At 63.7% G+C, this 24,626-nt stretch carries 17 protein-coding genes; 10 read left to right on the top strand and 7 right to left on the bottom strand.

Annotated elements, in window-relative coordinates; genetic code table 11:
- Positions 1-28: 28 nt before the first annotated feature.
- On the bottom strand, positions 29-2,407 hold the full coding sequence (locus PH256_RS09900; protein WP_270914043.1) for a YfhO family protein: 2,379 nt from the start codon (positions 2,405-2,407) through the stop codon (positions 29-31).
- A 134-nt stretch (positions 2,408-2,541) separates the two neighbouring features.
- On the opposite strand from PH256_RS09900, the gene yfbR reads away from it, so the two are divergent.
- On the top strand, positions 2,542-3,141 hold the full coding sequence (gene yfbR / locus PH256_RS09895; protein ID WP_270914016.1) for a 5'-deoxynucleotidase: 600 nt from the start codon (positions 2,542-2,544) through the stop codon (positions 3,139-3,141).
- A gap of 5 nt (positions 3,142-3,146) precedes the next feature.
- On the opposite strand, the gene dusB is transcribed toward yfbR, so the two are convergent.
- Positions 3,147-4,121 (bottom strand): tRNA dihydrouridine synthase DusB, encoded by a 975-nt coding sequence (dusB, locus tag PH256_RS09890; RefSeq protein WP_058963104.1) that lies wholly within the window; start codon positions 4,119-4,121, stop codon positions 3,147-3,149.
- Between the two features lie 160 nt (positions 4,122-4,281).
- On the opposite strand from dusB, the gene polA reads away from it, so the two are divergent.
- The 6 genes from polA to PH256_RS09860 all read left to right on the top strand — a co-directional run bounded on the left by polA (position 4,282) and on the right by PH256_RS09860 (position 11,423).
- A complete protein-coding gene (gene polA / locus PH256_RS09885; RefSeq protein ID WP_270914015.1) occupies positions 4,282-6,801 on the top strand; it encodes a DNA polymerase I in 2,520 nt (839 codons plus the stop codon).
- A 32-nt stretch (positions 6,802-6,833) separates the two neighbouring features.
- Complete coding sequence (rimI, locus tag PH256_RS09880; protein WP_270914014.1) at positions 6,834-7,286, top strand: ribosomal protein S18-alanine N-acetyltransferase; 453 nt, start codon at positions 6,834-6,836, stop codon at positions 7,284-7,286.
- 46 nt (positions 7,287-7,332) lie between these two features.
- Positions 7,333-8,361: a tRNA (adenosine(37)-N6)-threonylcarbamoyltransferase complex transferase subunit TsaD gene (tsaD, locus tag PH256_RS09875; protein ID WP_270914013.1), complete on the top strand. Its 1,029-nt coding sequence runs from the start codon at positions 7,333-7,335 to the stop codon at positions 8,359-8,361.
- Between the two features lie 97 nt (positions 8,362-8,458).
- On the top strand, positions 8,459-9,295 hold the full coding sequence (locus PH256_RS09870; protein WP_270914012.1) for a DegV family protein: 837 nt from the start codon (positions 8,459-8,461) through the stop codon (positions 9,293-9,295).
- Between the two features lie 97 nt (positions 9,296-9,392).
- Positions 9,393-10,211 carry a metallophosphoesterase gene (locus tag PH256_RS09865; protein ID WP_270914010.1) on the top strand — a complete coding sequence of 273 codons (819 nt, stop codon included), beginning with the start codon at positions 9,393-9,395 and terminating at the stop codon, positions 10,209-10,211.
- A gap of 126 nt (positions 10,212-10,337) precedes the next feature.
- Positions 10,338-11,423, top strand: a complete 1,086-nt coding sequence (locus PH256_RS09860; RefSeq protein WP_270914009.1) for a uridine kinase family protein — start codon at positions 10,338-10,340, stop codon at positions 11,421-11,423.
- An 81-nt stretch (positions 11,424-11,504) separates the two neighbouring features.
- On the opposite strand, the gene PH256_RS09855 is transcribed toward PH256_RS09860, so the two are convergent.
- From PH256_RS09855 to PH256_RS09835, 5 genes are all read right to left on the bottom strand, one after another.
- Positions 11,505-11,987 (bottom strand): phosphate-starvation-inducible PsiE family protein, encoded by a 483-nt coding sequence (locus PH256_RS09855; protein WP_270914008.1) that lies wholly within the window; start codon positions 11,985-11,987, stop codon positions 11,505-11,507.
- Between the two features lie 37 nt (positions 11,988-12,024).
- Positions 12,025-13,020 (bottom strand): 3'-5' exonuclease, encoded by a 996-nt coding sequence (locus PH256_RS09850; RefSeq protein ID WP_270914007.1) that lies wholly within the window; start codon positions 13,018-13,020, stop codon positions 12,025-12,027.
- Positions 13,021-13,052: 32 nt separating this feature from the next.
- Positions 13,053-14,381: a 2-hydroxyacyl-CoA dehydratase gene (locus PH256_RS09845; protein WP_087183804.1), complete on the bottom strand. Its 1,329-nt coding sequence runs from the start codon at positions 14,379-14,381 to the stop codon at positions 13,053-13,055.
- A 4-nt stretch (positions 14,382-14,385) separates the two neighbouring features.
- The gene (locus tag PH256_RS09840) at positions 14,386-17,304 is read right to left on the bottom strand and encodes an acyl-CoA dehydratase activase (RefSeq protein WP_087183805.1); all 2,919 of its coding nucleotides are present in this window, start codon (positions 17,302-17,304) and stop codon (positions 14,386-14,388) included.
- A 165-nt stretch (positions 17,305-17,469) separates the two neighbouring features.
- Positions 17,470-18,387, bottom strand: a complete 918-nt coding sequence (locus PH256_RS09835; protein WP_333766367.1) for a YitT family protein — start codon at positions 18,385-18,387, stop codon at positions 17,470-17,472.
- A gap of 463 nt (positions 18,388-18,850) precedes the next feature.
- Here PH256_RS09835 and PH256_RS09830 point away from each other — a divergent pair, with 463 nt between their 5' ends.
- From PH256_RS09830 to PH256_RS09820, 3 genes are all read left to right on the top strand, one after another.
- On the top strand, positions 18,851-20,725 hold the full coding sequence (locus tag PH256_RS09830; RefSeq protein WP_270914006.1) for a sensor domain-containing diguanylate cyclase: 1,875 nt from the start codon (positions 18,851-18,853) through the stop codon (positions 20,723-20,725).
- A 16-nt stretch (positions 20,726-20,741) separates the two neighbouring features.
- The gene (locus PH256_RS09825) at positions 20,742-22,658 is read left to right on the top strand and encodes an EAL domain-containing protein (protein ID WP_270914005.1); all 1,917 of its coding nucleotides are present in this window, start codon (positions 20,742-20,744) and stop codon (positions 22,656-22,658) included.
- A gap of 131 nt (positions 22,659-22,789) precedes the next feature.
- The gene (locus PH256_RS09820; RefSeq protein ID WP_270914004.1) at positions 22,790-24,457 is read left to right on the top strand and encodes a glutamine--tRNA ligase/YqeY domain fusion protein; all 1,668 of its coding nucleotides are present in this window, start codon (positions 22,790-22,792) and stop codon (positions 24,455-24,457) included.
- Positions 24,458-24,626 lie beyond the last annotated feature (169 nt).

Here is a 24,626-nt window from a genome sequence, read left to right as displayed (position 1 = left end):
TGGGTTCTTTCTCCTTTGTGTTCCGGTCTTACTGCCGGGGCTGCGGCGGGTCCAGATGATATTTTTCCGCAAGAGCCGCCCGGTGCTTTTTGCGGGCACGGGCGCACAGCACCAGATAGCCCGCAAAGGCCACGGCGCTCACTGCCGCCAGGGTCAGGCTCACATTCAATCCCTGGGTATGGTATTCCAGCCGGATGGTATTGTCGCCCGCGGAGGCAGGCACTGCCATCAGGCCGCCGGAGACCTTGAGCACCGGGGCCTCCTCGCCGTTCACGGTGGCGGTGAAGCCCGCGTCATAGGGCACCGGGAAGAAGACCAGGGTGCTGTTTTCCAGCTGGATGTTGGCGGTGAGGCCCCAGTTGTCCAGCTCAACGCTGCTGGCGGCCATGGCCTGGCGGTCGTCCAGGTCCTCCTCGTAGCTGGCCCGGTCGAAGTCGGTCTGCTCGGCCTCGGTCAGATGGCGCAGCCCGCCGCCCCAGGTGTTCACCTGCTCCTCACTGAGCACGATGGCCCGGACCAGCAGATTGTCCCGGTATTCCTCCGGAATCTCCTCGTACTCCTCCTCGGTGATGTAGGCATCGTAGGAGTAGGCCATGGGCAGCCAGTCGGTGTTTTCATAGACCGCCAGCTGGCCCTGGATGGTCCAGTAGCGCCAGTTGTCGCCGGCCTTTTCCTCAAACTCCTCCTGCTTGTCCACCGGGCAGATGGTGTATTTCACGCTGAGCAGGCCACGCAGGGCGTATTCGTCCACCTCCGGGGCACTGCGCACATCCCGCTTCACACCCACCTGGGGGTAGAACTCCAGGATGGAGGGGGCCACGGTGGAGTTGAAGGTCTGCAGGTCGCTCCGATTCACCCACAGGCCCAGGTTATCGTAACATTCGTAGTCGTCGATGCGGTAGGCGCCCTCCGGCAGAATCTCCGCCAGGGCCCGGCCGTCCACATACTGCTGCTGGTAGAAGTCCTTGTCGTTGTCCCACTGGGCAAATTTGCCGATGGCGATGTGCATCGCACCGTACAGACAGCCGAAGACAAGTACCGCCGCGGTGAGCCGCCGGGGCAGCTGGGGGGTGCGCTTGTACATGAGCCACAGCACCCAGAACAGCAGCACACCGATCAGGGCGATGCCGAAGTTCAAGAAGAACTTTTCCGGGTAGTCCATCACACCGATCTTCCAGCCGCCGTCATCGGTTTCGGTGGGTACCAGGGCGAAGGCACAGTAGGCCACCAGCACCGCCAATGTGGGGCGCAGACCCTTTTTCAGGTCCACTTCGTCCTCGTGCTCCAGCCCGTAGATGGTCACCGCGCACATGATGAGCACCGGCATGTAGTACCAGCGGGCGTAGTAGCTGGAGTTCATGGCGTAGAACATGGAGTTCAGCCCCGGCACCAGCGCCATCACCAGGCAGGTGCTGAGAATCCATTTGAAGGCAGTGCCCTTTTTGCACCGGCAATAGGCCAGCACGCCCATCATGCTCACCAGGGGCAGGTAGGCGGTCATGCTGGTCCACTTAATGACGCCGGAATCGAAGATCACCGGCATATAGGGGCAGTCCGGCGGGAAGAAGAAGCTGTAAAGAATGGCGGCATACTGCTGTACACTGCTGTAAAGCAGCAGGCCGAAGCCCTCGGAAAAGCTGGATACCCGGGGATTGTTCTGCAGGCTGAGCATGGTGGGAATGGCCAGAATGGCGCCCATGCCCACGCCTGCCAGGCTTTCGAAGGCCAGCGCACCGAAGGTGCGGCCATTGATTTTGTACCGCCCGGCCAGCACCATGCACACAAAATAGATGGCCAGGAACACCACCTGACCGGCGAAGAAGAAGTAGTTATTCAAAAGGTTCAGCGCCACCAGCACCGCGAAGGGGCCCCGGCGCTTTTCGTACACCGCCGCGTCCAGCGCCCAGAGCAGATAGGGGAACAGCGCCACCACATCCACAAAGTGGTTGAAGAACACGTTGTACACTGTGAAGCCGGAAAAGGCATACATGCAGGCGCCCAGCACCGCCATGTTCGCCTTGCGGGTGTAGCGGCGCATCCACAGGTAAGCGCCCCCGCCCGCCACGGCAAATTTCAAACAGAGCATGGGCACCATCAGGTAGGGCATCCATGCCGCCGGGAACAGCAGGCTCAGCCACCAGAAGGGGCTGCCCGCCAGATAAAAGGCGTAGCTGTTCAGAAAGCCGCTGCCCAGGTCGGTGGCCCAGCTGAAGGAGCCGCCGCCGGATTTTACGAACTGATTTGCGGAATAATAAAAGGCAATTTGCTGGCTGTTAAAATCCCCCGCGTATAAAAAGAAGCCCTTGTCCAGAATGTAGAACGGCAGGAACATCAGGGCGGCAGCCAGGCCGCACAGCGCGAAGGTAAGCCAGTATTTGTTCTGTGGTTTTTCCAGCGGGCGTATCATAGAACGCACCTCACATCCTTTTTCTTTCGGCGCACCGGGGCTGCCCCCGGGCGGGAAAATATGATATAGTGTTTTCAGAAAGCGCCCGGTGGGCGCAGACAAAGTTAAGTATAACACCCAGGAGTGTGAAAGAAATGAAAATCTATTCCTTCAACGCACTGGTGAGCCGGATGAAGTACATCCGCCGGTGGAGCCTGATGCACGCCTCCCGCACCGAGAGCCTGAGCGAGCACGCGGCGGACACCGCCATTCTGGCCCACACCCTGTGCCTGATTGCCCAAAAGATCACCGGCACGCCGGTGCGGCCGGAGACGGTGGCGGTGGCGGCGCTGTATCACGACGCACAGGAGATCCTCACCGGCGACATGCCCACCCCGGTGAAATACAAAAACGAGCGGCTGCGCAAGGCCTACAAGGCATTGGAGGACGAAAGCGCCGCCGCCCTGTTGGGCTATCTGCCGCCCCAGCTGCGGGAGGAGATGGCCGGTTATGTGACCGGCAGCCTGCTCACCGAGGAGGAGGCAAAGCTGCTCAAGGCGGCGGACCGGCTGAGCGCCCTGATCAAATGCACCGAGGAGGTGCAGGCGGGCAACCGGGAGTTCGCCGCCGCGCTGACCCAGCAGCGGGCCGCATTAAAGGAAATGAACTGCCCGGAGGCGGACTATTTCATCGTGCATATGCTGCCCTGCTACGCCCAGCCTTTGGATGAGCTGACCGGCCAGAGCGCGGACTGAGCCGCTCAGCGGTTGCCCGCGTCGTATACTTTTTGAAAGAGCTCGTCCAGGTCCTCGTAGTGGCTCAGCTGGCAGCAGGCCCGGCGCAGCCCCGCCGCGCCCTTGAGGCCCTTCATGTAGTAAAGGGCCTGGCTGCGGGCCTGGGGCATAGCCACCCACTCGCCCTTTTCTTCGCACATCTCATACACCTGGGTGCGCAGAGCCTCCAGCCGCTGGCGGAGGGTGGGCTTTTCGGGGGCGGGCTCGCCGTTCAACGCGGCCTTGATCTCGGCAAAAATCCAGGGGTCGCCCAGCGCGGCACGGCCCACCATCACGCCATCGCAGCCGGTGGCGTTCACCATGGCAACCGCATCGGCGGCGGATTCAATGTCGCCGTTGCCCAAAACCGGAATCTTCACCGCCTTTTTCACCGCTTCGATGATCTTCCAGTCCACGGTTCCGGGCTGGTACATCTGTTCCCGGGTGCGGCCGTGCACCGCCACCAGCGCCGCGCCCGCGGCCTCGCAGGCCTTGGCCACCTCCACGGCGGTGATGTGGTCGGCATCCCAGCCGGCGCGCATCTTCACGGTGACCGGCTTGCCCTGGCTTTCCTTTACCACCGCGGCCACGATGTCGCCGCAGTTTTTGGGGTCCAGCATCAGCTTGCTGCCCGCTCCGCTGGAGTTGATCTTGGGCGCCGGGCAGCCCATGTTGATGTCGATGAAATCAAACTTGTACTTTTGAATCAGCGCGGTGGCCTGGCCCATGGTCTCGGGCTCCGCACCGAACAGCTGCACCCCGTAGGGGGCCGGGTTGTTTTCATTATAAATCAGCTGGGCGCTTTTTTTGTCGCCAAAGGTCAGGGCCTTCGCGCTGACCATCTCGCTGATGGTGTAAAGCGCCCCGTGGTTGGCCGCCAGGCGGCGGCAGGCGGCGTCGGTGAAACCGGCCATGGGGGCCAGCACCGCGCCGGGGGCAAAGGTCATATTGCCAAGCTGCATTGCAGTTTCTCCTTTGAAAAAGCCGGAGCGCTGCCCCGGCAGAAATCCAGGGTTTATTGTACCACAAAACTTAGCGTTGTGGTATACTTATTAAATATAGCATCTGCCGCCTGTCCCCTTCGGGCGGGCGGTCAACACACGTTTTTTCGGAGGTCTGCCCATGAAATTGCTGGTTTTGGACGGCAACAGCATTGTGAACCGCGCCTTCTACGGCATCAAGCTGCTCACCACCAAGGATGGCCGTTACACCAACGCCATCTACGGCTTTATGAATATTCTGCTGAACCTGTTGAAAGAGGTCCAGCCGGACGAGGTGGCCATCGCCTTTGATCTGAAGGCCCCCACCTTCCGCCACAAGATGTACGACGGCTACAAGGCCACCCGCAAGGGCATGCCCGAGGAGCTGGCTCAGCAGATGCCGGTGCTGAAGGAGCTGCTGGCTGACCTGGGCTTCGTGATGGTCTCCAAGGAGGGCTACGAGGCGGACGACATTCTGGGCACCCTGAGCGCGGCCGCTGCCGCCCGGGGCGACGAGTGCTACCTGGCCACCGGTGACCGGGACAGCCTGCAGCTGGTGAACGACCACGTGACCGTGCTGCTGGCCGCCACCCGGATGGGCCGCAGCGAGACCGTGGTGATGGACAAGGCCGCTGTGGAGGAAAAATACGGCGTTACCCCCAAGCAGCTCATCGAGGTGAAGAGCCTGATGGGCGACACCTCGGACAACATCCCCGGTGTGGCGGGCGTGGGCGAAAAGACCGCCCTGGCCCTGATCCAGAAATTCGGCAGTCTGGCGGGCGTGTACGAGCACATCGACGACAGCGCCATCAAGCCCGGCGTGCGCACCAAGCTGACCACCCATAAGGAGGACGCGGAGCTCTCCCGCAAGCTGGCGGAGATCGACTGCGCCATCCCGGTGGACACCGCCCCCGGCACCTACAAACGGGGCGAGGGCGACGCGGCCGCGGCCGCCGGGCTGCTGGCCGAGCTGGAAATCCACAGCCTTGCCCCCCGGCTGGGTCTGGACGGCGTGACCCCCAAGGCTGCCGCCCCCGCGCCGGAGCTTGCCGCCGTGGAGCCGGACGTGCTGCCCATGATCCCCGAGGGCCGGTATGACCTGGCCCAGGAGGGCGAAGGCTGGTACGCGGTGCAGGAAAATGCCGTTTACCCGCTGGACGAGGCCGCACTGGTCCGCCTGCTGGACAGCGGCGCCACCCTGCGGGTATTTGACGCAAAGCCGCTCTATCATCTGGCGCTGGCCGGCGGCGGCGAGGGCAAGAGCATCGTGTTTGACGCGAAGCTGGCCGCTTACCTGCTGAACCCCGCCGCCAGCAGCTACACGGTGGAAAACCTGACCGCGGAGTACGGCATCCAGCCCGCCTTCCGCTGCGAGGCCGCACCGCTGGCCGGTGTGCTGGCCGGGCTGTACGACGCGCTGGACGCCAAGGTGACCGAGGAGGGCATGGACCGGCTGCTGGCCGAGGTGGAGCTGCCCCTGGCCCTGGTACTGGCGGACATGGAGCGCACCGGCATGCTGGTGGACAAGGAGGGCCTGGTAGCCTTCGGCGAAAAGATGAAGCAGGAGCTGGAGGGCTGTCTTGCCCGCATTTACGAGCAGGTGGGCTACGAATTCAACGTGAACAGCCCCAAGCAGCTGGGCGAGGCCCTGTTCGTGAAGCTGGGCCTGCCGCCCCGCAAAAAGACCAAGAGCGGCTACTCCACCAACGCGGAGACGCTGGAAAGCCTGCGCAGCGAGCACCCGGTGATCGACGACATTCTGCAGTACCGCACCTACCAGAAGCTGAACTCCACCTATGTGGAGGGTCTTTTGAAGGTGATCGGGCCGGACGGGCGGATGCACTCCACCTTCAACCAGACCGAAGCCCGCACCGGGCGGCTTTCCTCCAGCGAGCCCAACATGCAGAACATTCCCATCCGCACCCCGCTGGGCAGCCAGCTGCGCCAGTTCTTTGTGGCAAAGCCCGGCTGCACCCTGGTGGACGCGGACTACAGCCAGATCGAGCTGCGGCTGCTGGCCCACATTTCCGGGGATGAATCCATGCGCCAGGCCTTTCTGACCGGGCAGGACATCCACCGCAGCACCGCCGCGAAAATTTATAACCTGCCGCCGGAGATGATCACCCCCGCCCTGCGCTCCTCCGCCAAGGCGGTGAACTTCGGCATCGTGTACGGCATCGGCGCGTTCAGCCTTTCCCGTGATATCAATGTGTCGGTGAAGGAGGCGGACCAGTTCATCAAGAATTATCTGGCCACCTTCCCCGGCGTGAAAAACTATATGGACGAGACCATCGCCCACGGCACCGAGAAGGGCTATGTGACCACCCTGTTCGGCCGCCGCCGGGCCCTGCCCGAGCTGGCCAGCAAGAACCACAACCTGCGGGCGCTGGGCGAGCGGATGGCCATGAACACCCCCATCCAGGGCACCGCGGCGGATGTGATCAAGCTGGCCATGGTAAAAGTATGGCGGCGGCTGCGGGCCGAGGGCCTGGCCGCAAAGCTGATCTTGCAGGTGCACGACGAACTGATCGTGGAGGCCCCGGAGGCCGAGGCCGAGACCGTGGCCCGCATCCTGAAGGAAGAGATGGAGGGCGCGGTAAGCTACTCCGTGCCCCTGACCGCCGACGTGGGCCAGGGCAAGACCTGGCTGGAATCCCACTAAAGGTGGGTTTTCCACAAAGGAGGCATTGTTTCGTGGAATATTTGATCCGGCCCATGGAGCGGGCCGATCTGGACGCCTGCGCAGTGATCGAGCAGAGCGCGGGCGACCCCTGGAGCCTGGCCCAGCTTTCCGAGGAGCTGGAAAACCAGTTGACCGGCGGCGCGTCCCGGCTGTTTGTGGCACAGGCACCCGGCCAGCCGGTGGCGGGCCTTGCCGCCTGGCAGCTGGCCGCCGGGGAGGCCAGTCTGTACACCCTGACCGTGGCCCCCGAGGCCCGGCGCACCGGCGCGGGCACCGCTTTGCTGCGGCATAGCCTGGAGGCGCTGCGCGGCGAGGGCGCGGAGGTTGCCTTTTTGGAGGTGCGTGCCTCCAACGCCGGGGCCATCGCCCTGTATGAGCAGGCGGGCTTTGCGGCGGACGGCCGCCGCCCCCGCTTCTACCAGAACCCCACCGAGGACGCGGTCCTCATGCACCGGGCGCTGTGACCCGAAAATCCCCGATATTTGTTGAAAAGCATGGTGATATTACAAAATGTATATTTTAGGAATCGAGAGCACCTGCGATGAGACCGCCGCCGCCGTGGTGAAGGACGGCCGCGAGCTGGTGAGCAATGTGATCTCCACCAGTGTGGCGGAGCAGGCCCTCTATGGCGGCGTGGTGCCGGAGATCGCCAGCCGCCGCCACGCGGAATACATCAGCGCCACGGTGGAAAAGGCCCTGGCGGACGCACAGCTGACCCCCGCCGACCTGGACGGCATTGCCGTCTCCTTTGCGCCGGGTCTGATCGGCGCGGTGCTGGTGGGCGTGAATTTTGCCAAGGGCCTGGCCTACGCGGCAAAGAAGCCTTTGGTGCCGGTGCATCATCTGCGGGGGCACATTGCCGCCCTCTACCTGACCCACCCGGATTTAAAACCGCCCTTCCTGTGCCTGGTGGCCAGCGGCGGCCACAGCCACATTGTGCAGGTGACCGACTACACCCGCTTCACGGTGCTGGGCCGCACGGTGGACGACGCGGCGGGCGAAGCCTTCGACAAGGTGGCCCGCACCCTGGGTCTTGGTTACCCGGGCGGACCGGCCATCAGCAAAGCGGCCAGGAACGGCAACCCCAAGGCCTACAAGCTGCCGGTGCCCCATGTGGAGGGCAAGTACAACGTGAGCTTCTCCGGCCTGAAGACCGCAGTGCTGAACGCGGTGAACCAGGCGGAAATGCGGGGCGAGACGGTGAACGCGGCAGACATGGCCGCCAGCTTCGAGCATCGGATTGATGAGATTCTGGCGGGCAAGCTGCTGGATGCCGCAAAGGACACCGGTGCCTCCACCATCTGCCTGGCGGGCGGCGTGGCCGCCAACAGCCTTTTGCGCTGCCTGGTGAACGAGGGCGCCCAGAAGCTTGGGGCAAAGCTCTGCCTGCCCGCGGTGGAATTCTGCGGCGACAACGGCGCCATGATCGCCGCCCAGGGCTTTTACGAGCTGCAGAGCGGCAACCTGGCGGACCTGAGCCTGAACGGCCTGCCCACCCTGCCCATCGATTACAACTGCGCTTCGACTGTTTCGCCTTGACGAACAGGGGCAAAGGCTCTATAATAGATAATAATCTAGTATTAAAAACTATGTGGTTTTGCGCGGCTCCGCGCCGCCCAAAGGGAGTGTATTTACTATGTCTTGGATGATCGTTGCCGACTCCTCCTGCGAACTGCGCAGCCTGCCCGACGCCGCCCCGCAGACCGGTTTTGCCACCGTACCGCTGAAAATTCGGGTGGGCGACCGGGAATTCGTGGATAACGCCGCCCTGGATGTGGCCGTGATGATGGCCGAGATGCGCAACTACAACGGCGCGTCCACCACCGCCTGCCCCAGCCCCGAGGAATGGGCGGAAAAGTTTTTGCTGGGGGATCACATCATTGCCGTGACCATCAGCAGCAATCTTTCCGGCAGCTACAACAGCGCTATGATCGCAAAGGAAATGGTGCTGGAAAGCCACCCGGACAAAAAAATCTACGTGCTGGACAGCCTGTCCACCGGCGGCGAGATGGCCCTGGCCATCCGCAAGGCCAACGAGCTGATCGGCCAGGGGCTGGAGTTCAAGGACGTGGTGAAGGAGCTGGAGGTGTATTACGCACCCCGCCAGGTGCTGTTTGCCCTTTCCTGCTTTGACAATCTGGTGAAGAACGGCCGCCTGAACCGCATGGTCGGTTTTGTGGCCGGTAAGATGGGTATGCGCATCGTGGGCCGCGGCAGCGACGACGGCAAGCTGGAAATGCTGCACAAGACCCGCGGCGAGACCCGCACTCTGGCCTTCATCCTGGAAGAGATGGACCGTCGGGGCTATCAGGGCACGCCGGTGGTCATCAGCCACTGCTTCAACGAGAACGCCGCACACCTGCTGCGCCACGGCATCGAGGCCAAGTGGCCCGGCGCGGACGTGACCGTTCTGCCCTGCAGCGGTCTGACCAGCTTCTACGCCCAGGACGGCGGCATCATCGTGGGCTACTGATTTTTCACTGTTTCTTCGCACCTCGTTTTCTTTCAAACGAGGTGCGTTTTTGTTATAATAATGGTATCGAAACAATTCCCACAGGAGGTCAGACTCTATGGATCAAAACCGTGCCGATCGGGCCGCCCGTCTGTTTCTGAGCGCAGCCGCCGGAGCCGCCGTCACCGGGGCCGCGGTGGGCTGGTATGCCGCCAAGGTGGAGCCCCGGCAGCTCACCGTGAGCCGACCGGAGCTGTGCCGCCGCCCGCCGGTGAAGACCCTCTTTTTCTCGGACGTACACTTCGGGCCCATGTACTCCCCCGAATTTCTGGAGCCGCTGGTGGATGCCATCAATGCCGAGGAGCCCGAGCTGGTGCTGTTCGGCGGCGATTTCTTCGCCAAGTTTGCCCGGGATGCCCACATGCTGGACTTCTCCTGGCTGGCAGGTCAGCTGCAGCGCATCGAAGCGCCGCTGGGCAAGTACGCGGTATGGGGCAACCATGATGTTCGCCAGGGCGCCGCGCCCTTCTACCGGATGCTGATGGAGCACGGCGGCTTTGTTCCCCTGTGGGATAAGATTGTACAGCCCGCGCCGGGTGTTACGGTCTGCGGCCTGGCCCCCTATTCCGACGGCAAGGTGCCGCGGGATATGCCCGCCGAAGGCTGGCGGGTCTGCCTGTGCCACATGCCGGACAAGGCCCGCTACCTGAATCTTTCCCGGGTGGATGTGATGCTCAGCGGCCACAGCCACGCGGGCCAGCTGCAGGTGCCGGTGCTCACCAAAATGATTCTGCCGCCCGGGGGCAAGATGTTCCCCCAGGGGCTTTACCGGCCTCAAGCAGACTGCCCCGCCCAGCTGTTCGTGAGCCGGGGCATCGGTATGAGCGGTGTGCCCTTCCGGCTGCTCACTCCGCCCGAGCTGGTGGTGCTGGGCTGACCCACACTTCCCTTTTTGTTTTTTGCTGGCCGTGCTCACGCGCGGCCGGTTCGCTTTTTCCCTGATCCGCAGCCGTTCTTCCCTCCTTTTGCAGGAAAGCGCCGGTTTTTTGGAGGTGACCCCTTTATGAACGAATTTTCTTTGGACCAATTCACCCGGGAGCTGCAGGTCTATCTGGAGGCCCATCCTCTGGCCCAGCCCGCCGATCTGGTAAAATACTGCCGCCAGCGGGCCTTCGGTGCATCCCGCACCTATGCCGGGGAGCAGGAGGCCTTGCAGGCTCTGGCCGGAGAGTACGCCGCCCTCACGCCCGACGATGCGGCCCCGCTGCTGGAACCTCTGGGCCCCGGCGCGGCCCGGCTGAACCTGGCGGGAGCTGCTGCCAGCGGTCTGACCCCCGCCCAGCTGGCCCGGGCCTGTATCCTGGATTTCTCCCTCACCCCGCGGGACGAAGCCTGGTTCCGCCGTGCGCTGGAGGCACTGGAGCAGCTGGCCGCCCGGGACGCGCTGCCCCCCGTCTGCAGCCGGGGCATGAAGAGCTTTCTCACCCTGTATCGGGACAAGGGCTGCCCGCCCCTGCGCCACAGCGACGCCTATCGGGCTGCCTACCAGCCCCACTACCGGGTCTTTTCCGGGCCGCTGGCCCGGCTGCTGCCCCTGATGGCGGCGGTGAGCCAGCGCAGCGCCGGCCTTGCGGACAACCGGCGGCTGGCCGTTGCCATGGACGGCTGCGCCGCCGCCGGAAAAACCGAGGCCGCCGACTGGCTGAGCCAGGTCTTCTGCGCCGGGGTGGTGCATATGGACGATTTCTTCCTGCCGCCGCATCTGCGCACCGCCGGCCGCCGGAGCCAGCCCGGGGGCAATGTGCACTATGAGCGGTTCTCCATTCAAGTGGCGCCGCGCCTTCCCTGGCGGGAGCCCTTTTCCTACCAGCGGTTTGACTGCACCCGCCTGACCATGGACGAATGGCGGCATGTGCCTGCGGTGCCGGTGGTGTTCGTGGAGGGAGCTTATGCCCTGCACCCGGCCTGCCGGGGGGAGTATGGCCTGAAGGTCTTCTTCGACGTTTCGCCCCAGCTACAGCAGCAGCGGATCATGCAGCGGAACGGTCCGGACCAGTGGGCCCGTTTCCGGGAGGAATGGATTCCCATGGAGCGGCTGTATCAGGAGCATTTTCAGATCCGCCGTCATGTGGACCTGATTGTGGAATAACAAAAGCGCCGGGCACACGGAGTCAATCCCGTGTGCCCGGCGCTTTGTTGCGTTTGGAAGGAAAACCGCTGGCGGGGAGGCTCATTCCTCCTCTTCCGCATCCGCGTCCCGCAGTGCCTGTTCCCGTGCAGCCAGCAGGCTGGAGGTACCGAATGCATCCTCACCGGGCATGTGTGCACCGAAGGCAGGCACGAACAGATACTTGCGGATCACAAAGATCAGCAGGATGGCCAGGATACTCACCAGATTTTCCAGCGGGGAGGTGTGGTCCACCACCATCTGGCGGGCAATGGCGAAGAGCAGCACTTCAATGGCGCTACCGGGGCTGTGCTTGGCCAGCATCTTGACGAACTCGATGCCGATGACCACGTTGAAGGCGCTGCGCAGAAAGCTGGTGAAGGCCTCGTCCACATCCGGAGCAAGCACCAGGTCCTGCACCTCCAGCAGCACCCGTACGCCCGCCACCAGAATGGCCAGCAGAACCACCAATGCAACCACCGTTTCGATGATGCTGGCCATTCTTGCCACCCACTGGCGGCAGAAAATCAACCGATTGCGTTTCATTGCCGGGGTCCCTCCTCAAATCTTCAATTTTTAAGCTTCAGCGGCCCGCGTTGCGGACCCGTTCCAGCGCTTCGGCGGCTTCCTTTTCCCGCTTGCGGCGGGCCCGCTCCAGCGCGGCTTTCTTTTCCTTGGCCCACTTGGCCTGGGCCTCCTTGCCCGCGGGCTCGGTGGCCCGGGCGAAGGTGAAATGCAGCCCGTCCAGCCGCATCCGGCGCAGCCAGATCATGGCCGGGCCATGCTGGGCGCACTCACCCATGCTGTAAAGGCAGTTGTTGCCCTTGCGCAGCCAGACGTCGTCCCCGTCCAGCGCCAGCGGCGCGCCGCATTCCGGGCACACCGCGCCCCGCAGCTCGCTGCTGGTGGACCAGGCCTCGCCGTCCACATAGCCGGGCCAGAGCCGGAAGTCCCGCCGGTCCCTGCCCTCGGGGCAGAGCAGCTCCTTCAGCTGCCGGGCCTCGTCGGGGTACTCCGCAAGCCCCCGGCTAAAGTCCAGAAAGCCGCAGACCGCGGCGGTGTACTCCGCGTCGCTCAAGGCGTCGTGGAAGGCATCGTTCTTAGGGATGCCCAGCCGCTCCACCACTGCCTCCAGGGTCATGCCCTCGCCCTCCTGGCGGGGACGCTGGCTGGTGAAGACCCGCTGCAGATCGTACCACTTATGGGGCCAGGTCTCGTCCAGGCCGCAGAGCACCAGGTTCTGCTTGAGCACGGGCACGTCATCCTGCCCCCACTCGCCCAGGGCGGTGTCCGGCCCGCACCACTCGGCAAAGCGGCGCAGGCCCTCCTTGATGGGTACGCCCGCGTCCAGCTGGGCCTGGGTCAGACCGGTGACCTTGGCCACATGATGATGCAGCCGGGGGAAGATGCGGGGCTTCATGGTCAGGGAGAAGCGGTCCACCGTTTGGCCATCCCGCAGCTTTACCGCGCCGATCTGGATGATCTCGCCCCGGAGGGTCTGCTCCACGCCCTGGTACTGGAAGGTTTTGGGCTGATAGCCCATGTTCCATTCCATGTCAAAAATCACAAAGTCGCTCATCTGCGGCTTCCTTTCTTACTGTATTCCGGCGCTTACCGGGCGCCGGGAATGCTCTCGATCTTGCTTTCCAGGCCGGATACCGGCTCCTGCACCGGGGCGGGCTGGGCGGCGATGCGCTCCTCCAGCCGTTCCTTGCCCACGCTGATCATCAGCTTGATGCGGTTTTCCTGGTTCACCGGGGTAGCGCTGGGGTCGTAGTCGATGGGGGTGATGTTGGCATTGGGATAAATGGCCCGGATACGGCTGATCATGCCCTTGCCGCAGATGTGGTTGGGCAGGCAGCCGAAGGGCTGGGCGCAGACGATGTTCTCGTAGCCGGTGGTGACCAGCTCCACCATCTCGGCGGTGAGCAGCCAGCCCTCGCCCATCTTGTTACCCCGGCTGATGATGCCGTTGGCCATCTCCCGCAGCTCCAGGAAACGGGCCGGAGCGTGGAAGCCCGCCTCACGCATGGCCTTGCCCATGGCCCGCTCGAAGCCGTCCAGATATTTCAGCAGCGCCTCGCTGCCCCATACCTCGGCCAGGCTGCCGCCGTAAAAGCGCACGGTGTCGCCCATGTTGCTGATGCAGTAATCCACAAAGCCCAGAAGGCCCGGCAGGTTCACCTCGCAGTCCTGGCTGGCCAAAAACTCCTCCAGGTTGTTGTTGCCCAGAGGGGAGTATTTCACGTAGATCTCGCCCACGATGCCCACCTTCACCTTGGGGGTGCGCACCACCGGAATGGCGGCGAAGTCCTTGGCGATTTTCGGGAAGGTGGCCTTCATCTCGCTGCCGGAGAAGCCCTTGTTCTGGTGGAACCAGCCGCAGATGGTGTCCACCCATTTTTCGGCCAGCGCCTTGGCCTGGCCCTTGGTGACCTCGTAGGGGGAGGTCTGGTTGCGCAGGGCCATGATCAGATCGCCGTAGAAAATCGCGGCGATGGCCTTGCGGCCGATGGACAGGTTCATCTGGAAGCCGGAGTCCTTCTCCAGGCCCGAGAAGTTCAGGCTGGCCACGGGAATGTGGCCGTAGCCCGCCCGCTGCAGCGCCTTGCGCAGCAGGTGGATGTAGTTGGAGGCACGGCAGCCGCCGCCGGTCTGGGTGATCAGCAGAGCGGTGTGGTCCAGGTCATATTTGCCGCTCTGCAAGGCGTCCAGAAACTGGCCGATGACCAGCAGGGCCGGGTAGCAGGTGTCGTTGTGCACGTACTTCAGGCCCAGCTGAGCCACCTGGCTGCCGCAGTTGCCCAGCACCTCCACGTGGTAGCCCTCGTATTCCAGCGCCGCCGCCAGCATGGAAAAATGCAGGGGCAGCATGTTGGGAATCAGGATGGTGTGGGTCTTTTTCATCTCCTGGGTAAAACGGGGATAATTGGGTTCCATCGGGTCATTCCCCCTTTCGTTCTTTTTCGTCCAGCGCAGCCAGCAGGCTGCGGATGCGGATGTTCACCGCGCCCAGGTTGGTGATCTCGTCGATCTTCAGCTGGGTGTACAGCTTGCCGCCCTCGTGCAGGATCTCGCGGGTCTCGTCGGTGGTGATGGCGTCCACGCCGCAGCCGAAGCTCACCAGCTGCACCAGGTCCATATCCTTCTGGGTGGTGCAGTATTTGGCGGCGGCATACAGGCGGGAGTGATAGGTCCACTGGTTCAGCACGGTGGTGGGGAATTTCTCCTCATGCCAGGCCACGCTGTCCTCGGTGATGACCGCCGCGCCGTGGCGGCACAGCAGCGCGTCGATGCCGTGGTTGACCTCCGGGTCCACATGGTAGGGACGGCCCGCCAGCACCATGATGCGCTTGCCCTCGGCCCGGGCGGCGGCGATGATCTCGGCCCCCTTGTCCCGCAGGCGCTGCATGTGGGCGTTGTATTCCGCGTAGCCCATGTCGGCAGCCCGGTCCACCTCGGCCCGCTTGATGCCGGGGAAGTACCGGTTCAGGATCTCGTGCATCTTTTTCTTGAAGTCCTTGGGGCGGTGCAGACCCACGAACTCGTTGATGAAGGTGATGTCCGCCAGCTCGGGGCAGTTCACCGCCAGCACCTCGGGGTAATAGGCAACCACCGGGCAGTTGTAGTGGTTGTCGCCCAGGTGCTCGTCGATGTTGTAGCTCATGCAGGGGTAGAAGATGGTCTTCACACCCATGTCTGCCAGGGCGCGGATGTGGCCGTGGGCCAGCTTGGCCGGGAAGCAGACGGTGTCGCTGGGGATGCTGGCCTGGCCCTTGATGTACATGGCGCGGGTGGACACCGGGCTGGTGACCACCGCAAAGCCCAGATTGGTGAAGAAGGCGTGCCAGAAGGGCAGCAGCTCATACATATTCAGGCACAGCGGGATGCCGATGGTGCCCCGCACCGCCGGGCCGGGCTTGTAGCTTGCCAGCATCTTCTGCTTGTAGGCATACAGGTTCAGATCGTCCTGGGCGGTCTTGCCGGTGACCGGCTTCTCGCAGCGGTTGCCGCTGATGAGCTTGCGGCCGCCCGCGAAGGTGCTCACGGTGAGCTGGCAGTGGTTGGTGCAGCCGTTGCACTGCACGTTCTGGGTCTTCTGGGTGAATTCCAGCAGCTCCTGACGGCTGAGCAGGCTGCTCTTGTGGCCCTTTTCCACCAGGGAACGGCCGTGCAGCGCCGCGCCGAAGGCGCCCATCAGGCCGGCGATGTCCGGCCGGACCACCTCCACGCCCATCTCCTTTTCAAAGGCGCGCAGAACCGCCTCGTTGTAGAAGGTACCGCCCTGCACCACGATGCGGCGGCCCAGCTCCTCGGGGCTGGCGGCGCGGATAACCTTGTAGATGGCGTTCTTGACCACGCTGATGGACAGGCCCGCCGAGATGTTCTGGATGGACGCGCCGTCCTTCTGGGCCTGCTTGACGCTGGAGTTCATGAACACGGTGCAGCGGCTGCCCAGATCCACGGGCTTATCCGCGAACAGGCCCAGGGCCGCGAACTCCTTCACATCGTAGCCCAGCGCCTGGGCGAAGGTCTGCAAAAAGCTGCCGCAGCCGCTGGAGCAGGCCTCGTTCAGGAAGATGTCGCTGATGGCGCCGTCCTCGATCTTGAAGCACTTCATGTCCTGGCCGCCGATGTCGATGATGAAATCCACATCCGGCAGGAAGTGACGGGCGGCGGTGAAGTGGGCCACCGTTTCCACCACGCCGAAGTCGCCCCGGAAGGCGTGCTTGACCAGCTCCTCGCCGTAGCCGGTGCTGGTAACGCTGGCCACCTCCAGATTGGGGTGGTTCTGGTACAGCTTAAGCAGCACCTCACGGATGAGGGGCAGCGGGTTGCCCAGGTTGGGCTGGTAGTCGGTGAACAGCAGGTTTGCGTTGTCGTCGATGACCGCCACCTTCACGGTGGTGGAGCCGGAGTCCACGCCGATGTGCACCGGGCCCACGTCCGCGCCGAAGGGCACGCAGGGCACGCTGGCGCGCATGTGGCGGGCATGGAAGTCCTCGTATTCCTGCTTGCTTGCAAACAGGGGCGGCTGGCTGGTGTAGTCGCCCACCTGCTGGATGCCGCCGATGGTCTGCGCCACCTGGGCCAGGTCCAGCTCCTTGTCCGCGTAGAAGGCCGCGCCCATGGCCACAAAGTGCAGGCTGTGGTCCGGGCACAGGCCGGTGAGCTCCAGCGTCTGGTCAAAGCTTCGGCGCAGCTCGCTGTTGAAGGTGAGCGGGCCGCCCAGATACAGCACGTTGCCCTGGATGGGACGGCCCTGGGCCAGACCTGCGATGGTCTGGTTCACCACCGCCTGATAGATGCTGGCGGCGATGTCGCCCGCGGCGGCGCCCTGGTTGATCAGGGGCTGGATGTCGCTTTTGGCGAACACGCCGCACCGGCTGGCGATGGTGTAGGTCTTCTCGGCCCGGCTGGCAGCGGTGTTCAGCTCCTCCGGGCTCATCTTCAAAAGGGTGGCCATCTGGTCGATGAATGCGCCGGTGCCGCCTGCGCAGCTGCCGTTCATGCGCACCTCGGTGCCGCCGGAGAGGAACAGAATCTTGGCGTCCTCGCCGCCCAGCTCGATGACCACGTCCGCCTGGGGAGCCAGCCGCTTCGCAGCCACCCGGGTGGCGAACACCTCCTGCACGAAGGGCACGCCGCAGCCGTCCGCCAGGCCCATGCCCGCGGAGCCGGAAATGGCCAGATACGCCTTGCCGCCGGGCACCTTTTCCTTGGCCAGACGGGCCAGCAGCTCCTGCGCCTTTTCGGTGATGTGGCTGCCGTGACGCTCGTATGTATCGTAGATGACCTGGTCGTGCTCATCCAGCACGACGCACTTGATGGTGGTGGAACCAATGTCCAAGCCTACCCGCATGTATCAAACACTCCTTCTTGCTGTACGGGAGCCCCGCCCCCGCGAAAAAACAAATGCGGACCGCCCGGGGCTGCGAAACACCCCGGCGGCATGGGAGCGGCGCGGTGCGCTCCATTGCATATCATACCGCGCAATTTTGAACGAATTATTGCGCCAAAGCTCTGCTCACAGCGCCCGGAAGCCCTTGCCCACGATCTCGGAGGAATTCACGATGGTGAGGAAGGCCTTGGGGTCCACCCGGCGCAGGTGGTTGCGCAGCAGCACCGCCTGCCGGCGGGTGAGCACGGTGGTGAATACCTGCTCGGCCTGACCGGTATAGGCGCCCTCGGCGGTATAGACCGTGGCGCTGCGATGCAGCTTTTCCAGAATGAAGGCTTTCACGTCCTCCGGGTGGCTGCTGATCACCGTGACCACCTTGCGCTGGTTCAGGCTCTCGATGAAGCTGTCCACCATGAAGGCCTTGGCAAAGGTGCCCAGCACACAGTACAGGCCGGTGGCGATGCCGTACAGCCCGCCTGCCCAGGCCGCGATGGCCAGGTCCGAGATGAGCAGCGCGCGGCCGATCTCCATGCTGGTGTATTTGGAGAGGATCATGGCCACGATGTCGGTGCCGCCGGTGGAGGCCCCCACGTTGAACACGATGGCGCTGCCTGCGGCGGGCAGAGCCACCGCGAAGCACAGCTCCAGCAGCGTGTCGTTGGTGAAGGGGGCGCTCATGGGGTAAACCTTCTCCAGCAAGCTCACGAAAGCCGACAGGGCAAACGACGAGTAGATGGTCACACCCATGGTCTTCACGCCCAGAAAGATGATGCCCAGCGCCACCAGAATGCCGTTGATGATGAACAGCGCACCGCCCACGTTCATGCCCGGCCACAGGGTGGCCATGATGATGGACATACCGCTGGTGCCGCCCATGGCAAAATGATTGGGGGTCTTGAACAGATGGATGCCCGCCGCGGTGAGGAAAAGCCCCAGATTCAACAAAAATGCATATTTTGCAAATTCACCGGGGCTGCCCACGTGCTCCAGTCGAAAGGGGATCAGCTGCCGCCCCTTGCCGGCTTTTTTGTGTGGTTTTTCCACGCCTATCGCTCCTTTTTGGCCTTCGCTGCCTGCCTGATGCCGCACAAAAAAATCCAATGCCCGCAAACAGGCCACCCTCAGCCGGGGGCGGCGCCGCGCGGGCATCGTTCGCTCTTGGCCTGTGCCGGGGCATTGCTGCCGCGGGCGGCGGGCCGTTATTCTTTTGCGCGCGGTCTCGCCTCGCCCCTGCGTCGTTTACTTATTAAATACGCGCATGGGCATTCGCTATTTTACATTACCACAGCGCATTGTTCCTGTCAATGTTTACAGCTTACTTTGGTATTTCTTACCGATTTTGCAGCCCCTGCCGAAAAATTCCTGCGCGAATTGTACGGTTAAAGCTTGCACCTGAGCAGGCTTTTTACTATAATTTTAACCAGAATAGCCAAAGTTTGGGTAAAACGGGCCCTGAACAGGTCGCGTTTCTCACCCCTTACCCCCATGCCAGAGGAGTGATCTTCTGATGAAACATTTGTCCGTTTTCCGCCGCTGGGCGCGCACCGCCCGGCAGCTTCGCCTCGCCCTTCTGGGCCTCACGCTGCTGTTCGTGACCCTGGTGTTCAGCACCCTGGACTTCACCCTGCAGCTCAACCGCTACACCATTGCCTCCAGCCAGGATCCGCTGCAGAACACCGCCCGGTCCAGCATTGCCACGCTGGACAGCTACCTGGAGCAGCAGATGAGCTATGTGCAGCGGGCGGCCACCGCCATCGCCAGCCTGCCCGAGGGCAGCAGCGAGGAGGAGGTGCGCCAGCTGCTGGACGAGTACTTCCAGCGCAGCGACTTTGTGCAGATGTGGGCGGTCTCGCTGGACAAGCAGGCCATCTCCTCCCAGGGCATTTCGCTGGATCTTTCCAGCGAGGAGGCGCTGGAAAGCGCCTTTGGCGGCCAGAGCGGCTACTCCGCCGTATACACCAGCCTCACCTACCATGACGACCGGTTTTATGTGTATGTTCCGGTGCGGGTAAGCCCCGAGCAGCCGGTGACCGGCGCGGTGCTGGGCGTGCTGAAGGTGGACCAGCTGGCACAGGAGCTCACCTTGTACGGCCTGTCGGACGAGAGCTGCCTGGCCGTATTTCAGCCGGACGGCAAGCTGGTTTATGCCTGCCCCAATCTGCGAAGACAGCTGACGAACAGCGACAACTTCTGGGACACCGAGGTTGGCCACATTCTGGGCAGCCTGCCCGAAAATGAAGCCGGACAGTTCGGCACCGCCGGCAGCAATAAAGATGCGGTGGCCTGGCTGTGCGTTCCCACCGGCATCCGGGACTGGTACCTGTATCAGGATGTGCCCCAGAGCGCTCTGCTGGCAACCAACGCCCAGGAGACAAAGCTTGTGATGCTCATGGCGCTGAAGATGCTGGCCGCCTCGGTGATCATGCTGGTGCTGCTGGCGATTTACCACCGCCAGCGGGAGGACCAGGTGCAGCGGGCCGAGGACTCACTGCGCACCAGCAACCAGCTGCTGGCCATGGCCCTGCAGCACACCGCCATCACCCTGTTCGTTTACGATCTGAACGCCTACACCATGACCTCCTGCGCCGAGCCCCGACCCGGCGAAAAGGCCGCCGGTGCCACCGAGCCGGCCCTGCTGGTACAGAACGGAACGGTGGCGCCCCAGCATTCCGCCGGTTTTCTGGCCCTCTTCCACCAGATCCGCCAGACCCGTGAGCCGGTACAGGGCGATTTTCTGGTGCGCTGGCCGGGCCAGAGCGAATACCGCTGGACCCGGGTGACCCTGACCGCAGTGCTCACCCCGGGCCAGGACCCCAGCCACGCCATTGTGACCTTTGAGGACATCACCGAGGAGCGCCGCCGGGAGGATGAGCTGCGCCAGCGGGCCAACCGGGACCCTCTGACCAACCTGTTCAACCGGCGGGGACTGCGGATTCGGGTGAACGAGCTGCTGGCCCAGCCCGACCCGCCCAAAACCGCCGCCCTTTTGATGATGGATCTGGATCATTTCAAGGAAGTGAACGACATTCTGGGCCACCCCATCGGCGACGTGCTGCTGCGGGAGGTGGCCCGCCTGCTGGAGCAGCTGGCCCCCGCCCCCGGCGTGCTGGTGCGGCTGGGCGGCGACGAGTTTATCGTGCTGCTGCCCGGCGCGGACTGGTCCCAGGCCGAAGCGCTGGCCGGGCGCATCTGCGACCAGCTGCCCGGCCTTGCCAGCAAGCTGGAGCTGGGTGTGCCGGTGGGCGTGAGCGTGGGCGTTCATCTGTTCGACCCCGCCGCCGAACCGCTGAACCAGGCCTACCAGCAGGCGGACGTGGCTCTCTATGCCGCCAAGCGCAACCGGGGCTGCTGGGTATCCACCCGCAGCCTGCGGGAGCTTTGAGCCCGGGAGGTACGCCATGGAACCGTTCGTACATTACAACATCTATTTTCAGATGGCCGGATTTGTATTTCTGGCCGCGCTGGCACTGGTGAGCCTGCTGCGGCAGGGGGCGCACACCCTCACCCGCACCGCGTTGCACCGGCTGTTCGCCAGCGCCATGACCGCCACTGCGCTGGATGTACTGGCCACTCCGGTGCGCGCCGGGGCCTGGCCCTGGCTGCCCGGATGGGCGGCCCACCTGCTGCTGGTGGTCTGGCTGATCAGCCAATATCTGTTTTTTGCCTGTTTCGTGCTGGGCATCCTGTTCCTGGCCAAGGCGCCCGGTCCCCGGCTGCGCCGGATGATGCAGCTGACCGGTGTGTTGTGCTTTGCCGGAACCGTCGCCGCTCTGCTGAGCCCCTGGCTGGGGCTGCTGTACCGGCCGGGACCTGCCGGAGGGTTTGAAAACGGCCCGCTCGCTCTGCTGCTGATGGCCTGCTGCTGGTTGCTGCTGGTTGTGGGCTGCCTCTGGCTGCGCAGCGCACAGTCCGGCCCGGGGCGGCGCTGTGCCGCCTGCATGGCGGGCCTGCTTCTGACCGGGCTGCCCCTGCAGCTGGCCGCCGGAGGAGTACGGCTGTTCTGGTTCATCACTGCCCTTGCCCTGCTGCCCGCCGCGCTGGGCGCGCCGCTGCCGGGCAATCAGATTCACACCGCCAGCCGCTGCCCCAACTACCGGGCCCTGGTGGACACCCTGTGGGACTTCTACCAGTTCCGCAAACCCTATTGCCTGGCCTTTTTGCGCATCGCGCCCGCCAATGACGCGGGCGGGGCACAGTCCGCCGCCTGGATGGCTCCGGCCGCGGCGCGGCTGCGGGCTTCACTGCCCCGGTGTACCGTCTTCTTTCTGAGCCAGGCGGACCGGTTCGTGGTGTTCAGCCGGGGCAGCCGGGAGGGCTTCAGCAGCCAGATGGCCGAGCTTGCCTCCGGGCTGAACGAGGGCTGGCTGCTGGGGGAATGCACCGTTACCCTGACCCAGCCCGCTCTGCTGATGGACGGTCTGCGCTGTGCGCCTGAACTGGACCAGGCGATTCTCTTGCTGGATTTGTTGGAGGAATTCACGCCGGACGGACCGGCTCATGCAGCTCCCCAGTGGGTGAACGACCAGGCGCTGGCCCGCTTGCAGCGCACCCTGGCGGTGCGCCGCGCTTTGACCGGCGCGCTGGAACGGGGCCGGTTTTCACTGCGCTATCTGCCGGTGCTGGACGCCCGCACCGGAAAGCCGGTACAGCTGGAGGTCCTGCCCCGCATCGACGACGAACAGCTGGGCCTGCTGGGCCCGGACGCCTTTGTGCCCATTGCAGAGCGCTGCGGTCTGACCGAGCGGATGGGTGCGGTGATCTTTGACTCTCTTCTGGCGGCCATGGCCGCTGACCCGGAGCTGTTCAGCCGGGTGGAGCGGGTAAGCATCAACCTGAGCCCGCTTCAGCTGGCCGAGCCGGACCTGGCGGACCGGTTTATACAAATGGCCCGGGAGAAGGGAGTGCCCTGCTCCCGGCTGGCCTTTGAGCTCACCGAGAGCCGCAGCCTGCGCCAGAACGACGGGGTGCCCCGGCTGATCCGCCAGCTGTTCGCTGCCGGGGCCGCCATCACGGTGGACGACTTCGGCGCGGGCCACTCCAATCTGACCCGCATTCTGGACCTGCCGGAGGCGGGGGCCGTGAAGCTGGACCGCTATGTGATGCGCACCTGCCTTTCTCGGGACCCCCGGCTGCTGGCTCATCTGATCAACTTTGTGCACGACTGCGGCAAGCTGGTGATCGCCCAGGGCGTGGAAAGCCGCCAGCAGGCCCAGCAGCTGGTACAGCTTGGGGCGGATTACCTGCAGGGCTTTTACTACACCATGCCACTGGACGAGGCCGGCCTGCGCCGGTTCCTGCACTGCGGCACGGGTTGAACCGCCGTTTGCCCTTTTCTGCCCCGCTTTCTGTGTTGCAAAGCGGGGCAAAATCCTGTAAAATGGGAGAATAGAGCGTTTGGGGCCCCTTTTGCGGGCCCCTTCGAAATAAGAGGAGCGAAGAATCAGCTATGGAAAAGCCGAACAATTTTCTCACCGAGATCATCGACGCGGACCTGGCGGAGGGCCGTGTAAAGGAGATCCACACCCGGTTCCCGCCGGAGCCCAACGGCTATCTGCACATTGGCAGCGCCAAGGCCATCTGGATCAACTGGGGTATTGCCAACGCCTACGGCGGCAAGTTCAACCTGCGCTACGACGACACCAACCCGGTGCGCGAGGACGACGAGTACGTAAAGAGCATTGAGGAGGACCTGCGCTGGCTGGGTGCTGTGCCCAACGGCGGCATCTACTACGGCAGCGACTACTTTGAGAAGTGCTATGAGTACGCCGAGCAGCTGATCAAGGAGGGCAAGGCCTACGTGTGCGATCTGACCCGTGAGCAGATGCAGGAATACCGGGGCACCCTGACCGAGCCCGGCAAGCCCAGCCCCTGGCGCGACCGCAGCGTGGAGGAGAACCTGGACCTGTTCCGCCGCATGCGCGCCGGCGAATTCCCGGACGGCAGCCGCACCCTGCGCGCCAAGATCGACATGGCCAGCCCCAACATGAACATGCGTGACCCGGCCATCTACCGCATCGTGCGCGCGCATCATCACCGCCAGGGCGATGCCTGGTGCATCTATCCCCTGTACGATTTTGCCCATCCCATCCAGGACGCCATCGAGGGCATCACCCACAGCATGTGCAGCCTGGAGTTCGAGAACCACCGTCCCCTGTACGAGTGGGTCATCAACAACCTGCATCTGGGTCCCTTCCCCATCCAGCGCGAGTTCGCCCGTCTGAATGTGTCCAACACCGTGATGAGCAAGCGCTACCTGCGCGAGCTGGTGGAAAAGGAGATCGTGGACGGCTGGGACGATCCCCGCATGCCCACCCTGTGCGGCCTGCGCCGCCGCGGCTACACCTCCTCCAGCATCTTTGAGTTCGTGAAGAAGGCCGGTGTTTCCAAGGTGTACAGCCTGGTGGACTACCGCCTGCTGGAGTACTGCATCCGCACCGAGCTGGAAACCACCGCTCTGCGCCGGATGGCCGTGACCGAGCCCATCAAGCTCACCATCACCAACTATCCCGAGGGCAAGGTGGAATACTTCGATATTCCCAACAACCCCAACAAGGCCGCGAACGACTCTTCCACCCGCAAGGTGGCCTTCTCCGGCAGCCTGTACATCGAGAAGAGCGACTTCGCCGAGGTACCCCCGCCGAAGTTCCAGCGCCTCAAGCCGGACGGCGAGGTTCGCCTGATGGGCGCCTACATCGTGAAGTGCAACGAGGTCATCAAGGACGAGAACGGCGAGGTTGTGGAGCTGCGCTGCACCGCCGATCTGGAGACCGGCAACGGCAATCCGGTGGACGGCCGCAAGGTGAAGGGCACCATCCATTGGGTGAGCGCCGCCCATGCGGTGGACGCTGAGGTTCGCCTGTATGACAAGCTGTTCACCCAGGAGAACATGGGCGAGCTGCCCGAGGGCAGCGACTACAAGGACTTCCTGAACCCGGATTCCGTGAAGGTTCTGAAGGGCGCCAAGCTGGAGGCCAGCCTGGCCGACGCCAAGCCCGGCGAGAAGTTCCAGTTCGTGCGCATGGGCTACTTCACCCCGGATTCCAAGAATCCCGGCGTGTTCGGCCGCATCGTGACCCTGAAGGACAGCTTCAGCAAGACCCTGGAGCAGAAATAAGCTTTAGCTCCTTTGCTTCAAACAGCACCGGCGGCTGCCGTGTTTTCCCCACCCGGGAAACGGCAGCCGCCGTTTTTTCTTTGCCTTCTTTCGCCTTGCCAGAAGCTTTTGGTGTGTGTTATACTGAAATGTAGCGGGCAGCTGCCCGCCAGACAGACACAGATTCTTT

It is taken from the genome of Allofournierella sp. CML151 (assembly GCF_027853465.1).
GTDB lineage: Bacteria > Bacillota > Clostridia > Oscillospirales > Ruminococcaceae > Allofournierella.
Note: the sequence above shows the minus strand (reverse complement) of the source record. Positions and strands in the feature narration are given on the sequence as shown.

What these genes read in the sequence shown, in the direction of transcription:
- PH256_RS09825 (WP_270914005.1), top strand. Translation starts at nt 20,742, where the DNA reads ATGGAACCGTTCGTACATTACAACATCTATTTTCAGATGGCCGGATTT.
- tsaD (WP_270914013.1), top strand. Translation starts at nt 7,333, where the DNA reads ATGTATATTTTAGGAATCGAGAGCACCTGCGATGAGACCGCCGCCGCC.
- polA (WP_270914015.1), top strand. Translation starts at nt 4,282, where the DNA reads ATGAAATTGCTGGTTTTGGACGGCAACAGCATTGTGAACCGCGCCTTC.
- PH256_RS09820 (WP_270914004.1), top strand. Translation starts at nt 22,790, where the DNA reads ATGGAAAAGCCGAACAATTTTCTCACCGAGATCATCGACGCGGACCTG.
- PH256_RS09845 (WP_087183804.1), bottom strand. Translation starts at nt 14,381, where the DNA reads ATGGAACCCAATTATCCCCGTTTTACCCAGGAGATGAAAAAGACCCAC.
- PH256_RS09865 (WP_270914010.1), top strand. Translation starts at nt 9,393, where the DNA reads ATGGATCAAAACCGTGCCGATCGGGCCGCCCGTCTGTTTCTGAGCGCA.
- yfbR (WP_270914016.1), top strand. Translation starts at nt 2,542, where the DNA reads ATGAAAATCTATTCCTTCAACGCACTGGTGAGCCGGATGAAGTACATC.
- PH256_RS09840 (WP_087183805.1), bottom strand. Translation starts at nt 17,304, where the DNA reads ATGCGGGTAGGCTTGGACATTGGTTCCACCACCATCAAGTGCGTCGTG.
- PH256_RS09900 (WP_270914043.1), bottom strand. Translation starts at nt 2,407, where the DNA reads ATGATACGCCCGCTGGAAAAACCACAGAACAAATACTGGCTTACCTTC.
- PH256_RS09870 (WP_270914012.1), top strand. Translation starts at nt 8,459, where the DNA reads ATGTCTTGGATGATCGTTGCCGACTCCTCCTGCGAACTGCGCAGCCTG.
- PH256_RS09855 (WP_270914008.1), bottom strand. Translation starts at nt 11,987, where the DNA reads ATGAAACGCAATCGGTTGATTTTCTGCCGCCAGTGGGTGGCAAGAATG.
- PH256_RS09860 (WP_270914009.1), top strand. Translation starts at nt 10,338, where the DNA reads ATGAACGAATTTTCTTTGGACCAATTCACCCGGGAGCTGCAGGTCTAT.
- PH256_RS09850 (WP_270914007.1), bottom strand. Translation starts at nt 13,020, where the DNA reads ATGAGCGACTTTGTGATTTTTGACATGGAATGGAACATGGGCTATCAG.
- PH256_RS09830 (WP_270914006.1), top strand. Translation starts at nt 18,851, where the DNA reads ATGAAACATTTGTCCGTTTTCCGCCGCTGGGCGCGCACCGCCCGGCAG.
- dusB (WP_058963104.1), bottom strand. Translation starts at nt 4,121, where the DNA reads ATGCAGCTTGGCAATATGACCTTTGCCCCCGGCGCGGTGCTGGCCCCC.